This is a genomic window from Streptomyces sp. NPDC031418 (genome assembly GCF_055581605.1).
Genome location: NZ_JBVIJC010000016.1, coordinates 83,203 through 96,228, shown reverse-complemented (window position 1 = coordinate 96,228; position 13,026 = coordinate 83,203). Strand labels below are relative to the sequence as shown.

The 13,026-nt window shown below is 71.7% G+C and carries 12 protein-coding genes; all 12 read right to left on the bottom strand.

Translation table 11 applies throughout. The features are described 5' to 3' along the window. Positions 1-6: 6 nt before the first annotated feature. The 12 genes from ACZ5CZ_RS24085 to hpnC all read right to left on the bottom strand — a co-directional run bounded on the left by ACZ5CZ_RS24085 (position 7) and on the right by hpnC (position 12,675). Complete coding sequence (locus ACZ5CZ_RS24085) at positions 7-129, bottom strand: DUF6126 family protein (RefSeq protein ID WP_385845817.1); 123 nt, start codon at positions 127-129, stop codon at positions 7-9. Next, the gene (locus ACZ5CZ_RS24080) at positions 126-737 is read right to left on the bottom strand and encodes a helix-turn-helix domain-containing protein (protein ID WP_385845818.1); all 612 of its coding nucleotides are present in this window, start codon (positions 735-737) and stop codon (positions 126-128) included. The genes ACZ5CZ_RS24085 and ACZ5CZ_RS24080 overlap by 4 nt, the downstream gene beginning before the upstream one ends. Before the next feature lie 71 nt (positions 738-808). Further along, positions 809-2,194, bottom strand: coding sequence for an aspartate aminotransferase family protein (locus ACZ5CZ_RS24075; RefSeq protein ID WP_468945825.1), 1,386 nt, complete (start codon positions 2,192-2,194; stop codon positions 809-811). Then, positions 2,191-4,089, bottom strand: coding sequence for a 1-deoxy-D-xylulose-5-phosphate synthase (dxs, locus tag ACZ5CZ_RS24070; RefSeq protein ID WP_468945822.1), 1,899 nt, complete (start codon positions 4,087-4,089; stop codon positions 2,191-2,193). Before dxs ends, ACZ5CZ_RS24075 begins: the two co-directional genes overlap by 4 nt. A gap of 223 nt (positions 4,090-4,312) precedes the next feature. Then, positions 4,313-5,338 carry an adenosyl-hopene transferase HpnH gene (hpnH, locus tag ACZ5CZ_RS24065; RefSeq protein WP_385845823.1) on the bottom strand — a complete coding sequence of 342 codons (1,026 nt, stop codon included), beginning with the start codon at positions 5,336-5,338 and terminating at the stop codon, positions 4,313-4,315. Between the two features lie 5 nt (positions 5,339-5,343). Further along, a complete protein-coding gene (locus tag ACZ5CZ_RS24060) occupies positions 5,344-5,985 on the bottom strand; it encodes a phosphorylase family protein (RefSeq protein ID WP_385845824.1) in 642 nt (213 codons plus the stop codon). Between the two features lies 1 nt (position 5,986). Beyond that, the gene (gene shc, locus ACZ5CZ_RS24055) at positions 5,987-8,008 is read right to left on the bottom strand and encodes a squalene--hopene cyclase (RefSeq protein ID WP_468945818.1); all 2,022 of its coding nucleotides are present in this window, start codon (positions 8,006-8,008) and stop codon (positions 5,987-5,989) included. 120 nt (positions 8,009-8,128) lie between these two features. Continuing rightward, the gene (locus ACZ5CZ_RS24050) at positions 8,129-9,268 is read right to left on the bottom strand and encodes a polyprenyl synthetase family protein (protein WP_468945815.1); all 1,140 of its coding nucleotides are present in this window, start codon (positions 9,266-9,268) and stop codon (positions 8,129-8,131) included. After that, complete coding sequence (gene hpnE, locus ACZ5CZ_RS24045) at positions 9,268-10,695, bottom strand: hydroxysqualene dehydroxylase HpnE (protein WP_385845828.1); 1,428 nt, start codon at positions 10,693-10,695, stop codon at positions 9,268-9,270. Before hpnE ends, ACZ5CZ_RS24050 begins: the two co-directional genes overlap by 1 nt. Further along, on the bottom strand, positions 10,692-10,796 hold the full coding sequence (locus ACZ5CZ_RS24040) for a DUF6380 family protein (RefSeq protein ID WP_468946010.1): 105 nt from the start codon (positions 10,794-10,796) through the stop codon (positions 10,692-10,694). Before ACZ5CZ_RS24040 ends, hpnE begins: the two co-directional genes overlap by 4 nt. 23 nt (positions 10,797-10,819) lie before the next feature. Continuing rightward, the gene (gene hpnD / locus ACZ5CZ_RS24035) at positions 10,820-11,782 is read right to left on the bottom strand and encodes a presqualene diphosphate synthase HpnD (protein WP_385845831.1); all 963 of its coding nucleotides are present in this window, start codon (positions 11,780-11,782) and stop codon (positions 10,820-10,822) included. Continuing rightward, a complete protein-coding gene (gene hpnC / locus ACZ5CZ_RS24030) occupies positions 11,779-12,675 on the bottom strand; it encodes a squalene synthase HpnC (RefSeq protein ID WP_468945812.1) in 897 nt (298 codons plus the stop codon). Before hpnC ends, hpnD begins: the two co-directional genes overlap by 4 nt. Positions 12,676-13,026: the final 351 nt, after the last annotated feature.

The following is a 13,026-nucleotide window of genomic DNA, read 5'->3' as shown; positions in this document are numbered from 1 at the left end:
AGCCCCTCACTGCCGGCCGCCCAGGGCGAACAGCAGGTAGAGGAAGGCGGCCAGCACATGGCCGAGGGCGATGTAGATGATCAGGCGGATCCAGAGGGCGCGGGGAAAACTGGTCTCGTGGTCGCTCATGGCAACTCTCCGGTAAGCGGCCCCAGGCACAGCGCGGCGGTGGGGCTCTGCAACAGGGTGTGGACGAACAGCAGCTCCACGCCGTCGGGGTCCTCGGCGGCGAGGCGGTGCGGGGTGAGCGAGTCGAAGTGGGCGCTGTCGCCCGGGCCGAGCAGGTGCGCGGTGTCGCCGAGGCGCAGACGCAGCCGGCCGGTGAGGACGTAGAGCCACTCCTCGCCGGGGTGGACGCGCACGATGTCGCCCTGCGAGCCGTAGGGCACGCGCACCCGCAGCGCCTGCATGCCCCGGCCGGGCGCCCCGGCCTGGACGTACGTCCAGCCGCCGGCCCGGGTGGGCTCCATCTCGGCGGCCCGGACGACCGCGTCCCGGTCGGCGACCCGCTCGCCGAGCAGCTCGGAGACGGTCGTACCGTAGATACGGGCCAGGGCGAGCAGCATCGGCAGCGAGGGCTGCCGCTGCCCGGTCTCCAGCCGGGACAGATGCGCCGGCGAGAGGCCGGCGGACTGCGCCGCGGCCTCCAGGGTCAGGCCGGCGCGGCGGCGCAGGGTACGCAGCTGGGGGGCCACGGCGGGCAGTTCGCCGCCGGTCCCCGGCTCGGGGGCGGTCATGTCTCCATTGAGCCGGAAGCTTGCCTGTGGGACAAATTTTTTGCCTCAGAGGCAAGCTGCCGCCCCGCGTGCTAGCGGTTGGCCACCGCCTGTTTGATCAGGGTCTTGCCGAAGTCCCACACCAGGCCGCCGCCGCTGTGGGCGTCGTCCATGACGGCGGTGAAGGCCGTCACGAACCGGTCGACGTCGGCCTCGTCGATGATCAGCGGCGGGATCAGCTTGATCACCTCCAGGTGGTCGCCGGAGACCTGGGTGAGGATCCGGTGCCGCTGGAGCAGCGGTACGACGACCATCTGGGCGAACAGGCCCTTGCGGGCGGCCTGGAGCATGGTCCAGCGGCTGCGCAGCTTCAGCGAGGCCGGCCGGCCGAACTCGATGCCGATCATCAGGCCCCGGCCGCGGACGTCGGCGAGCAGCTCGTAGCTGTCGACCAGGGCGGCGAGCCGGGACTTCAGCAGCTCGCCGGTGGCACGCACCTGGGCGACGATCTGGTCGTTCTCCATCACCGACAGCACCGCCAGGCCGCACGCCATCGCCTGGGCGTTGGCGCCGAAGCTGGCGGAGTGGACCAGGACGCGGTCCATGGACGAGTAGACCTTCTTGAAGATCCAGTCCTTGCCGAGGGTGGCGCCGACCGGGACATAGCCGCCGGAGAGGGCCTTGGCCACACAGACCAGGTCGGGTTCGACGCCGTCCTCGTGCTGGTAGGCGTAGAAGTCGCCGGTGCGGCCGAGGCCGGTCTGCACCTCGTCGGCGATGAGCAGCGCCTTGTGCCGGTGCAGCAGGTCCTGCGCGGCGCGCAGATAGCCGGGCGGCGCCTCGTGCACGCCCTTGCCCTGGATCGGTTCCACGATCAGGGCGGCCACGTCGCCCTTCTTCAGCTCCCGTGCCAGCGCGTCGAGATCACCGAGCGGTACGGCGGTGTCGGGCAGCAGCGGCGCGAAGCCGTCCCGGAAGCCCTTCTCGCCGTTGACCGACAGGGAGCCGGTGGTCAGGCCGTGGAAGGCGTGGTCGCAGTAGAGGACACGGGGCTTGCCGGTGGCGTACCGGGCGAACTTCAGGGCCGTCTCGACGGCCTCGGTACCGCTGTTGCCGAAGAACACCCGGTCCAGGTGCGGGCTGCGGGCGAGCAGCCGCTCGGCGAGCAGGCCGGGCAGCGGCTGGCAGTCGAAGCGGGTGAGGTCGGCGAGGTCCAGGTCCAGGACGTCGTGCAGCGCCTTGCGGACGACCGGGTGGTGGCGGCCGAGGCCCATCACCCCGAACCCGGCGAGCATGTCCAGGTAGTCGTTGCCGTCCGCGTCGAAGAAGTGGGCGCCCTCGGCCCGCTCGTAGACCTTGTCGAAGCCGATGGTGTGCAGCATCCGCGGGAGCTGCGGGTTGAGATAGCGGCTGTGCAGCTCGTAGCGTTCGGCTCCGCGCTCGGCGAGCAGGGCGCCGAGGTCGAACTCGGTGGTCATTCACTCTCCTTGGCTGTGCCGCGCGCGTCCGCGACGGCCAGGCTCCCACTGATCCGCCCGGCGATCTCGACGGGCGTGAGGCCGATGTCGGCCAGGACCTCGCCGCGTTTGGCGTGCGGGAGGAACTGCTCCGGGATGCCGAACCGCCGTACCGGCACGTCCACGTCGGCGTCGCCGAGGGCCAGCGCCACGGCCGAACCGACGCCCGCGGCCCGGCTGTTGTCCTCGACCACGGCGACCAGCCGGTGTCGGGCCGCGAGGGCGGGCAGCGCGGGGTCGACGGGCTTGACCCAGCGGGGGTCGACGACGGTGCAGCCGATGCCCCGGGCGGCCAGCAGCTCGGCGGTCTGGAGGCACACCGGGGCCATGACGCCGACGGCGACCAGCAGCACCTCGGGGTTCTCGTCGCGGTGCAGGACGTCCATGCCGCCGACGCGGCCGGTGGCCGGGATCGCCGGGCCGGCCGACTCCTTCGGGAAGCGGACCACGGTGGGCGCGTCGTCCACGGCGACGGCCTCGCGGAGCTGGGCGCGCAGCTGGTCGGCGTCGCGCGGGGCGGCGATCCGCAGGCCGGGCACGACCTGGAGGACGGACATGTCCCACATGCCGTTGTGGGAGGCGCCGTCGGTGCCGGTGACGCCGGCCCGGTCCAGCACGAAGGTCACCCCGCAGCGGTGCAGGGCGACGTCCATCAGCACCTGGTCGAAGGCGCGGTTGAGGAAGGTGGCGTAGACGGCGACGACGGGGTGCAGTCCGCCGGTGGCGAGGCCGGCCGCGGAGACGGCCGCGTGCTGCTCGGCGATGCCGACGTCCCAGACCCGGTCCGGGAAGCGCGCGGCGAAGGCGCCGAGGCCGACCGGGTGCAGCATGGCCGCGGTGATGGCGACGACGTCGTCCCGCTCCTCGCCGATCCGCACCATCTCCTCGCCGAAGACCGAGGTCCAGGAGGGTCCGCCCGACGGTGCGAGCGGCTCGCAGGTCAGCGGGTCCATCACGCCGACGCTGTGGAAGTGGTCCTCCTCGTGCGCGAGGGCGGGTTCGTAGCCGCGGCCCTTCTCGGTGAGGCAGTGGACCAGGACGGGGCCGTGGAAGCGTTTCGCGCGGCGCAGCGCGGACTCGACGGCCCCGATGTCGTGGCCGTCGATCGGGCCGACGTACTTCAGGCCGAGGTCCTCGAACATGCCCTGCGGGGCGAAGGCGTCCTTGAAGCCCTTCTTCGCGCCGTGCAGGGACTCGTAGACGGTGCTGCCGACCACGGGGGTGCGCAGCAGGACGTCCTTGCCCCAGGCGAGGACCTTCTCGTAGCCGTCGGTGGTGCGCAGGGCGGCCAGGTGGTGGGCGAGGCCCCCGATGGTCGGCGCGTAGGAGCGCTCGTTGTCGTTGACGACGATGACGAGCGGGCGGTCCCTGGCGGCCGCGATGTTGTTCAGCGCCTCCCAGGCCATGCCGCCGGTCAGCGCGCCGTCGCCGATGACCGCGACGACATGGCCCGTCTCGCCCCGCACCTGGTTGGCCTTGGCGAGGCCGTCGGCCCAGCCGAGCGCGGTGGAGGCGTGGCTGTTCTCGATGATGTCGTGCTCGGACTCCTCGCGCGAGGGATAGCCGGACAGTCCGCCCTTGCCGCGCAGCTTGGAGAAGTCCTGGCGTCCGGTCAGGAGTTTGTGCACATAGCTCTGGTGGCCCGTGTCCCACAGGATGCGGTCGACCGGTGACTCGAAGACCCGGTGCAGGGCGATGGAGAGTTCCACCACCCCGAGGTTGGGCCCGAGATGACCGCCGGTCCGGGTCACCGCGTGCACCAGGAAGTCGCGTATCTCTCGGGACAGTTCGCCGAGTTCCGCCTCGGACAGCGTCTTCAGGTCGCGCGGCTGCCGGATCGTCTCCAGAATCGTCACGCTCGGCCCCCTCTCGGTCCGTGCCTTGCCTGGACTCAACTGTGCTGCTCGGCCTGCTTATGCGCCTCCTCGATGAGGGTGTCCACGATCCTGGACTCGGGGACGGTCCGGTCCAGGGAACCGGCGTTGACGCCGATGCGGATCGGCGTGCCGCGACCGGCGCCGCCGGGCGGGCGGCCGGGGCGGCGCCCCGGGCACGCCCGGCGGCACGGCGGTCATCGCATCACTCCTGCTTTCCGCTGGTCATCGTCTCCCGCGCGGCCCGCAGCGACTCCTTCAGGGAGCCCATGGTGGCGAGCACGGCGGTCGGTTCGTAGCCGCAGTGGGCCATGCAGTTGGCGCAGCGCGGGTCCTTGCCGCGGCCGTACTTGTCCCAGTCGGTCTCCTCCAGCAGCTGCCGGTAGGTGGGCACATAGCCGTCGCTCATCAGATAGCAGGGCTTCTGCCAGCCGAAGAGGGAGTAGCTGGGGATCGCCCAGGCGGTGCACGGGAAGTCGACCTTGCCCTCCAGGAAGTCCAGGAAGAGCGGGCTCTGGTTGAGCCGCCACCGCCTGCGGTTGCCGCCCGAGAACGCCTTCTTGAACAGTTCCCGGGTCTGCTGGACGCCGAGGAAGTGCTCCTGGTCGGGGGCCTTCTCGTAGGCGTAGGCGGGCGAGAGCATCATCTCGTCCACGCCCAGGTCGTCGTTGAGGAAGTTCAGCACCTCGACGACGGTCTGCGGGGTGTCCGTGTTGAAGAAGGTCGAGTTGGTGGTCACCCGGAAGCCGCGTCGCTTGGCCTCCTTGATGGCCTCGACCGCCTCGTCGAAGGTGCCCTCCTTGGCCACGGAGGCGTCGTGCCGCTCCCGCAGTCCGTCGATGTGCACGGCCCACGCGAAGTACGGCGAGGGCTTGAACTTGTCCATCTTCTTGCGCATCAGCAGCGCGTTGGTGCAGAGGAAGACGAACTTCTTCTTGGCCACCAACTGGCGCACGATCTCGTCGATCTGAGGATGCATCAACGGCTCGCCGCCGGCGATGGACACCATCGGCGCACCGGACTCCAGAACGGCTCCCACGGCCTGCGCCACGGGCATGCGCTGCTTGAGGACGCCGGCCGGGTGCTGGATCTTGCCGCAGCCCTCGCACTTGAGGTTGCACGCGAACAACGGCTCCAACTCCACCAGCAGGGCGAACTTGTCCCGCTTCCTGAGCTTCTGTTCGAACAGATAAGTAGCGACCTTGACGGTCTGACGCAGCGGCATGGCCATCTGGCTCACCTCCGGGGGAGCAACAAAGAACGGTGCCATTCAAAAAATGCGGGAAGAACAGAACGAAGAACGCGAAACGCGGATATTCCACCGCGTACCGTGCCGATCCGGACGAGTTCGTGTTCGGGGGCGTCCACGACGACCCGTACGGCCGCGACCGGGCGCTCACCGGCCCGTACGGCGGCGCGCAGCGTGGCCGCGGACTCCATGTCGACCGCGATCGCCCCGGTCGCGAGCAGATCGAACCGCTCGGGGCCCCGGACGACGTGGTCGGAGCCGGTGAGCGGGCCGGTGTGGACCGTGCGCCCGGGCAGGATGCGCACCAGCTCCTTGACGAGCAGTTCGGTGCCCACACAGGCGACGGTGGCGTGCGGGTCCCGGGTCTCCTCGGCGACCACCAGGTCACCGGGGTGCATCCCGGGGGCGAGCCCGGCGCAGAAGCCGGTGGCCAGGACGGCCGCGTCGGCGAGCGCCGGGGTGGCGAGGTGCCGGGTGACGGAGCGTTCCGCCGCCCGGGGCCCCATGCCGGTACGGACGAAGCTCACCGGCCCGCCCGTCCCGGTGCGGTCGCCGGTGCGCAGGGCGAGGTGCTCGATGCCGAGCGCGCAGGCGATCAGCAGCGGGGCCGGGGCGGGCACGGCGCTCATCTCAGCTCCCCTTCGCCTCGCGACGCGGTGTCCGGGCGAGCAGCTTGCGCTCGAAGGGGTCGCCGTGCAGATAGCGGCCGAGCGCGGTGAGCGGGAACACCTGCCGGTACAGGTGGTAGTTGATGGAGAAGTCCCAGGGGAAACCGGTGCCGGTGAAGTACGGCTCGTCCCAGCTGCCGTCCTCCCGCTGGGTCTCGGCCAGCCACCGGACGCCGCGCTCGACGGCCTTGGAGCCGTGCTCCCCGGCGGCGAGCAGCGCCATCAGCGCCCACGCGGTCTGCGAGGGCGTGGAAACGCCGCGGCCGCTCCACTCCTTGGCGTACTTGTAGGAGCGCAGGTCCTCGCCCCAGCCGCCGTCGTCGTTCTGCACACTCTCCAGCCAGGCCACGGCCCGCCGGATCGCCGGGTGCGAGCCGGGCAGGCCGGCGGCGGTCAGCGCCGGTACGACGGACCCGGTGCCGTAGAGGTAGTTGACGCCCCAGCGGCCGAACCACGAGCCGTTCGGCTCCTGTTCGGCGAGCAGCCAGTCGATGCCCCGCCGGGTGCGCGGATCGTGCGCCAGGCCCTCGGCGGCGAGCATCTCCACGACATGCGCGGTGACGTCCGCGGACGGCGGGTCGATGACCTCGCCGAAGTCGCAGAACGGCAGCCGGTTCGGGAACGGGCTGGTGTTGTCGACGTCGAAGGCGCCCCACCCGCCGTTCTTCGACTGCATCCCGAGGTTCCAGCGCACCCCGCGCCCGATCGCCCGGTCCACCCGCTCCGGGTCGTGATGCCGCACCCGGCGCAGCGCGAGCGCCACCTCGGCGGTGTCGTCGATGTCCGGGTAGTTGTCGTTGTGGAACTCGAACGCCCAGCCGCCCGGGGGCAGTTGGGGCCGGCGTACGGCCCAGTCGCCGGGCCGGACGATCTCCTCGCCCAGCATCCAGTCGGCCGCCTTGACCAGCGCCGGATGGTCGGCGGGCAGCCCGGCGTCGACAAGCGCGATGGTGGCGAGGCAGGTGTCCCAGACCGGTGACTGGCAGGCCTCGATCATCCGGGCGCCGTCCTCGCGCCAGACGGCGAAACGGTCCAGCGACGCGAGGCCCTCGCGCAGCACCGGGTGTTCGAGGTCGTAGCCGAGCAGGTGCAGGGCGATGACCGAGTACACCGCCGGGGGCTGGATGCCGCCCCAGCAGCCGTCGTTCTCCTGCCGCTCCACGATCCAGCGGGCCGCGGAGCCCATCGCGGCCTTGCGGAGTCGGCGCACGGCGACCTTGCGGTAGCCGCGGACCACCTTGTCGAGCCGCTGGAAGAGCCCGTCCCAGCTCGTCACCGGGGCGAGCGGCTGCGGCGGGTTGGGCACGGCCGGGTCGGTGTGCAGCTCGTCCAGCGCGAAGGGCGCCGGGCGCACCGGGCGCTTGGCGGAGACGATGGTGAGCGGCACGATGGTCTGCCGCGCCCAGCAGCCGAAGTTGTAGATGTTCAGCGGGAACCAGGTGGGGAACCAGATCAGCTCCGGCGGCAGCTCGGGCAGGTCCTCCCACTTCCACCAGCCGAACAGGGCGAGCCAGATCCGGGTGAACACCCGGGCGGCGGCGATACCGCCGCGCTCGCGGATCCAGGCGGCCGCCCGGGCCATGTGCGGGGCGTCGGGCGCGTCACCGGCCAGCCGGAGGGCGACGTACGCCTCGACGGTGGCGGACAGATCGCCGGGGCCGCCGTAGAAGGTGGCCCAGGTGCCGTCCTCGCGCTGCTCGCCGCGGATGAACAGCGCGGCGGCCTGTACGGTCCTGTCGTCCAGGATGCCCAGGAACTGGCGGAGCATCAGGTCCTCGGCGTCCATGGTGACGTTGGTCTCCAGGTCGCCCTTCCACCAGCCCTGGGCGTCCTGCCGGGAGAGCAGGTGGTCGGTGGCGCGCCGGGCGGCACGCGCGGCGGCTTCTTGTACCCCGGCCGCCTCGGGGGTGAGGGTGGTGTCGCTGGCCGCGGCCGCCCGGGACGGCAGAGTCGCCCCGGTGCTTCCGTCGGTCGTCGCTGTCATGGCTTCCCCTTCGTGCAGTCGTGCGAGTCGTGCTGCTGTGGGTCCGCCGTCGGCCGGTGTCCTGCGTCGTGCGTGCGACACCGGCCGGCGACTACGCGAGGCTTGTCGAGCCGATAATGATCATCTCTTTCGTACGACGACGAAGTCGGCGAGCGCCGTGAAGGCGGCCCGTACCCGGTCGGGCATGCCGACGGTGTCGAGGGCTTCGATGGCGATGGCGTGCTGACGGCGCGCTTCCTCCGCCGTCCAGTCGCGGCCGCCGGCCTCCTCGATGAGGGCGGCGCGGGCCGCGAACTCCTCCTCCGAGAAGTTCTCGAAGTCGCTGCTCTTGGCGTCCGCGGCGAGGATCTCGCCGAGCCGCTCGGAGGCGGGGCCGCCGGCCGCGAGGGCGGCCACCACCGGCAGGGACTTCTTGCGCTGGCGCAGGTCGCTCCAGGTCTGCTTGCCGGTGGACTCGGGGTCGCCCCAGATGCCGAGCAGGTCGTCGACCGCCTGGAAGGCGAGTCCGAGGTGGTAGCCGTACTTCTCCAGCGCGTCCGCGGTGGTGTCGTCCGCGCCGCCGAGCACGGCGCCGATGGAGCTGGACGCGGCGAGCAGCGCGCCGGTCTTCTGCCCCTCCATCTCCAGGCACTCCTCGACGCTGACGCGGTCGCGGTGCTCGTAGGAGATGTCCTGCGCCTGACCGTCGATCAGGGCACGGGAGGCGGTGGTCAGCCGGCGGGTGGCGCGGCCGGCCTCGACCGTGCCCAGCTCCAGCAGCACCTCGTTGGCGAGCGCGAACAGGGCGTCGCCGACCAGGATGGCCTGGGCGGGGCCGTGCAGCTTCCATACGGTGTCGCGGTGCCGGCGCTGCTCGTCGCCGTCCATCAGGTCGTCGTGCAGCAGCGAGAAGTTGTGCACGAGCTCCACCGCCACGGCGCCGGGGATGCCCACCTCGGGCGCCTTGCCGGTGACTTCGGCGGAGAGCACCGCGAGGGCGGGGCGGACGGCCTTGCCGCCCGTGCCGTCGGCCGGGTTCCCGGCGGCGTCGATCCAGCCGAAGTGGTAGGCGGCGACGGTGTCCATGGGCGGCGCCAGGCGGTCGACGGCCGCCCGCAGAACCGGTGTGGCCAGGGTGCGGCCGCGCTCCAGCAGCGCGGTCACGTCCACCGCGGTCTCTCCTCCCGCGGGCGTCGAGGCCGGGGGCACAGTGGGCACAGTCTCTCCTCTTGTTGCGGTACCGGGGGTGCGGGGGCCCGCCGCCGGGTGCTGATCGAGCATCAGGCCGCCTCCTCGAAGGCGAAGAGACGGCTCGGGCGGGGCCGGCCCAGGGCGCCGAGTGCGGCGTCGGCCGCACTCACGCCGCTGCGGACCGCACTCTCCATGGTCGCGGGCCACCCGGTGGCGGTCCACGCTCCGGCCAGGTACAGGCCGGGGGCTTTGGTGCGGGCGCCGGGCCGCAGCCGCCCGACGCCGGGGGTGGGGGCGAACGTGGCCGTGCGCTCCCGGGTCACGAAGAAGTCCTGCACCACGGCGCCGCGCGTACCCGGCAGGAGCCGTTCCAGCTCGGGCAGATAGCGCCGGCGCAGGTCGGCGACCGGCAGGTCGATCTCGTCCTGCGCGGCCGACTGGGACAGCGCCAGGTACTGGCCGGTGCGCAGTCCGGAGGCGTGGGTGCGGTCGAAGACCCACTGGACCGGGGTGCCGAGGGCCGCGAAGAAGGGCCGCGTGAGCACCGTACGGTCGTACACGACATGGACGTTGAGGATCGGCGCGGTGCCGATCCGCAGCAGCCGCTCGGGGGCGTCCAGCGCGCCGGGCGGCAGCAGGGCGTGGGTCTCGCGCTGGGGTACGGCAAGGACGACGGCGTCGGTTTCGAGTGTCTCGCCGGGAACCTGAACGCTCCACGTGCCGTTCTCGTTCTTAGAGACGGAGGTGACGCGTGTACGGACCTCGGTACGCACGCCCGCGGAGTCGAGCGCCTTGCGGGCCAGCCGGTCGTGCAGTTCGCCCAGCGGGACATGGGCCCAGCCGATGTCGGCCGCGCCCGGGTCGGACAGCAGACCGGTCTTGAACACCATCGCGGCGAGCCCCAGCGAGGCGTCGCCCGCGACCGCGTTGAGGGTGGCGACCCCGACCAGGTCCCACAGGGCCTCGACGGCGCGCGCCGACTGGCCGTGCCCGGCCAGCCAGCTGCCGAAGTCCTGGGCGTCCAGGGCCGGATCGGCGAGGTCGAGTCCCTTGAGCGCGAGCGCGGCCCGTCCGACCGCGGCACGCTCGGCGAGCGAGAGATGCGGATAGGTCGCCAGACTGCGCCCCAGGTGGAGGGGGACGGGCAGGGGGTCGCGCCGCAGCCGGCCGAGCCGTCTGCCCTCGGGCTTGGCGACGTCGACGACGGGCACGTCCAGGCGGTCCTGCAACGGTGCCAGCGCCGCGCCCTCGATCCGGTCGAGGAACCAGCGGTAGGCGGTGCAGCAGCGCAGGTACACGTGCTGGCCGTTGTCGACGGTCAGTTCGCCGCGCTGGAAGGAGAAGGCGAGACCGCCCAGCCTGGGTCTGCCTTCGAGCAGGGTGACATCGATGCCCGCGTCGGCGAGCGCGAGTGCCGCGGTGATCCCGGCGAGTCCGCCGCCGACCACGACGGCGCTGCGCCCCGCCCTGTCCCGGGTGTGTGCCTGCGCCTGTGCGGACCGTGAGCCGTCGCTCATCGTGCGTCCTTCCCTGCGTGCCGACCGTGCTGGTTGAACGGTGCACGGTCAGTCGTCGCAGTCAGGGACGCCACGCCGTGGTGGAGGGTTGCCCGGCGCATGTCCCCTGGTTCGGTGCGGTCCATCAGACGCGCCTCCGGATGGTCCGCGGCGAGACATGGCGGGTCACATGGCGGGTGTCGAGACCGGACAGGCCGCGCACGGCGACATACGCCTTCTCGTGTCCGGGCAGCGAGACCCGGCCGCGCAGCACCGCCTCCGGGTCGCGCTCGATGCGGTCGAGGAGCCGGCGGTAGATGCCGGCCATGGCCGCCACGCAGGCGCCGCTGCGCCGGTCGAGCATGGGCAGCAGCTGGTAGCCCTCGGCGAACAGGGCGCGGGCCCGCCGGACCTCGAAGTGCACCAGGCCCGCGAAGTCCGAGCCCTCCGGCGGGGTCGGCCGGTCGAACCCGGCCGAGCAGCCGAACTTGGCGAGGTCGTCGGCGGGCAGGTAGGTACGGCCGCCCTGCGCGTCCTCGCGGACGTCCCGCAGGATGTTGGTGAGCTGGAGGGCGAGGCCCAGGGTGTCGGCGTACTCGGCCGCGCGCTCGGCGCCCCGCGCGCCCGGCTCGGTGCCGAACACGCCGAGCGAGAGGCGTCCGATGGCACCGGCGACACACCGGCAGTAGGCCTTCAGGTCGTCCCAGGTCTCGTAGGTCTCGCCGCGCACGTCCATCTGGACGCCGTCGATCAGCTCGTCCAGGCCGCCGAGCGGGATCGGGAAGGCGCGTGCGGCATGGCTGAGGGCGACGGCCACCGGATCGGTGTCGTCCTCCTCGACCGCGCCCGCGCGGACCCGGGCGAGCAGGGCCCGGGTGTCCTCGAGCCGCGTCAGCTTCACGTCGTCGGCCAGGTCGCCGTCGCCGATGTCGTCCACGCGCCGGGAGAACGCGTACAGCGCCGACATGGCGCGGCGCTTGGGCGCCGGCAGCAGCCGGATGCCGTAGGCGAAGTTGCGGGCCTGCTGACCCGTGACCGTCTCGCAGTAGCTGTAGGCGGCGAGTACCGGTGCGGACACGTGCGGCGGAGAATCCACGGCCCCGATCACCCCTCTCCTCGCAGAATCACGCCCGCCTCACGCAGCAACTGGATCGTGCCGGGCTTGGGCGGGCCGGGAAGTACGTCGTATTCGGCGGCGGCGATCGCGCGGATCGCCGCCCTTCCCCCCGCCACGAACCCTGCGAGCAGCAGCTTCAACCTGCCGTGGACGCTACCCACCAGGGGGGCGCCTTCATTCAGCAGAACGCGGGCGCGTTGCGCTTCGTATGCAACCAGGGCGCGCACCGATGCGCCCGCGGTTTTCGCGGAGAGGTCGGTTTCCTGCACATGGAAACGCTTCATGTCCTCGGCCGGCAGATAGATCCGGTCCCGGCGCAGATCCTCGGCGACGTCCTGGAGGTGCTCCACGATCTGCAACGCGGTGCAGATCGCGTCGGACAGCCGGATCCGCTCGGGGGTCGCGGTGCCGGTGACCCCGAGGACCAGGCGGCCGACGGGGTTGGCGGACAGCTCGCAGTAGGCGAGCAGGTCGTCGTAGGTCTCGTACCGCGTGACCAGTTGGTCCTGGCGGTTCGCGGCGATCAGACCGAGGAACGGTGCCGGTGTGAGGCCGCGGCGGCGGACGGTCGGCTGGAGCCGGCGCAGCAGCGGGTGGCGCGGGGTGCCGTCGAAGACGCGGTGCAGGTCGGCCTCGAAGGCGTCGAGCAGGACCAGCCGGTTCTCGGCCTCGGTGGCCGACACGCCGAGCAGCCGTGCGTCGGCTCCGCCGGGGGCGAGATCGCCGTCGCCGATGTCGTCGACGAGCCGGGCGAAGCCGTAGACGGCCATGAGGTCGTCGCGCCACTCCCTGGGCAGGAAGAACGGGGCCACGGGAAAGTTCTCGCTCGTGGCCTTCGACAGGGTGGCGTGCTCCGGGTCCGACGCCGTTTCCGCGGCCGTCATCGCGCGCTGCCCGGGGCGGGGACGGCACATGCTGCGTTGAGCTGGGGAGTTTCCGTAGCCATTGCCGTCACATCTCCCGTTCTACACTGCCGACCCAATACACACTATTTCGGACACGCCGCCCAGCAATTCGTGGGTCGGCCCGGTGGAGGGTGTCGCGCATTATCTCCCTACTTGCCGCTTTCCGGCACCGGTACAGCTTACGTTGTACAACGCAGCTGCCTTCAGGGGGGGTGTCCTGCGCATCACAACAACACACCGATTGCCCTCAAGATTCCTCGGGGCCACCGTAGTTGACGTTTCCTTTACAGGCGCGAGACCCCGCCGGAAGGCTTCCGACGGGGCCCCTGC

Coding starts and splice junctions, on each gene's coding strand:
- ACZ5CZ_RS24085 (WP_385845817.1), bottom strand. CDS start 129: ATGAGCGACCACGAGACCAGTTTTCCCCGCGCCCTCTGGATCCGCCTG.
- ACZ5CZ_RS24080 (WP_385845818.1), bottom strand. CDS start 737: ATGACCGCCCCCGAGCCGGGGACCGGCGGCGAACTGCCCGCCGTGGCC.
- ACZ5CZ_RS24075 (WP_468945825.1), bottom strand. CDS start 2,194: ATGACCACCGAGTTCGACCTCGGCGCCCTGCTCGCCGAGCGCGGAGCC.
- hpnH (WP_385845823.1), bottom strand. CDS start 5,338: ATGGCCATGCCGCTGCGTCAGACCGTCAAGGTCGCTACTTATCTGTTC.
- ACZ5CZ_RS24060 (WP_385845824.1), bottom strand. CDS start 5,985: ATGAGCGCCGTGCCCGCCCCGGCCCCGCTGCTGATCGCCTGCGCGCTC.
- shc (WP_468945818.1), bottom strand. CDS start 8,008: ATGACAGCGACGACCGACGGAAGCACCGGGGCGACTCTGCCGTCCCGG.
- ACZ5CZ_RS24050 (WP_468945815.1), bottom strand. CDS start 9,268: ATGCTCGATCAGCACCCGGCGGCGGGCCCCCGCACCCCCGGTACCGCA.
- hpnE (WP_385845828.1), bottom strand. CDS start 10,695: ATGAGCGACGGCTCACGGTCCGCACAGGCGCAGGCACACACCCGGGAC.
- ACZ5CZ_RS24040 (WP_468946010.1), bottom strand. CDS start 10,796: ATGCGCCGGGCAACCCTCCACCACGGCGTGGCGTCCCTGACTGCGACG.
- hpnC (WP_468945812.1), bottom strand. CDS start 12,675: ATGACGGCCGCGGAAACGGCGTCGGACCCGGAGCACGCCACCCTGTCG.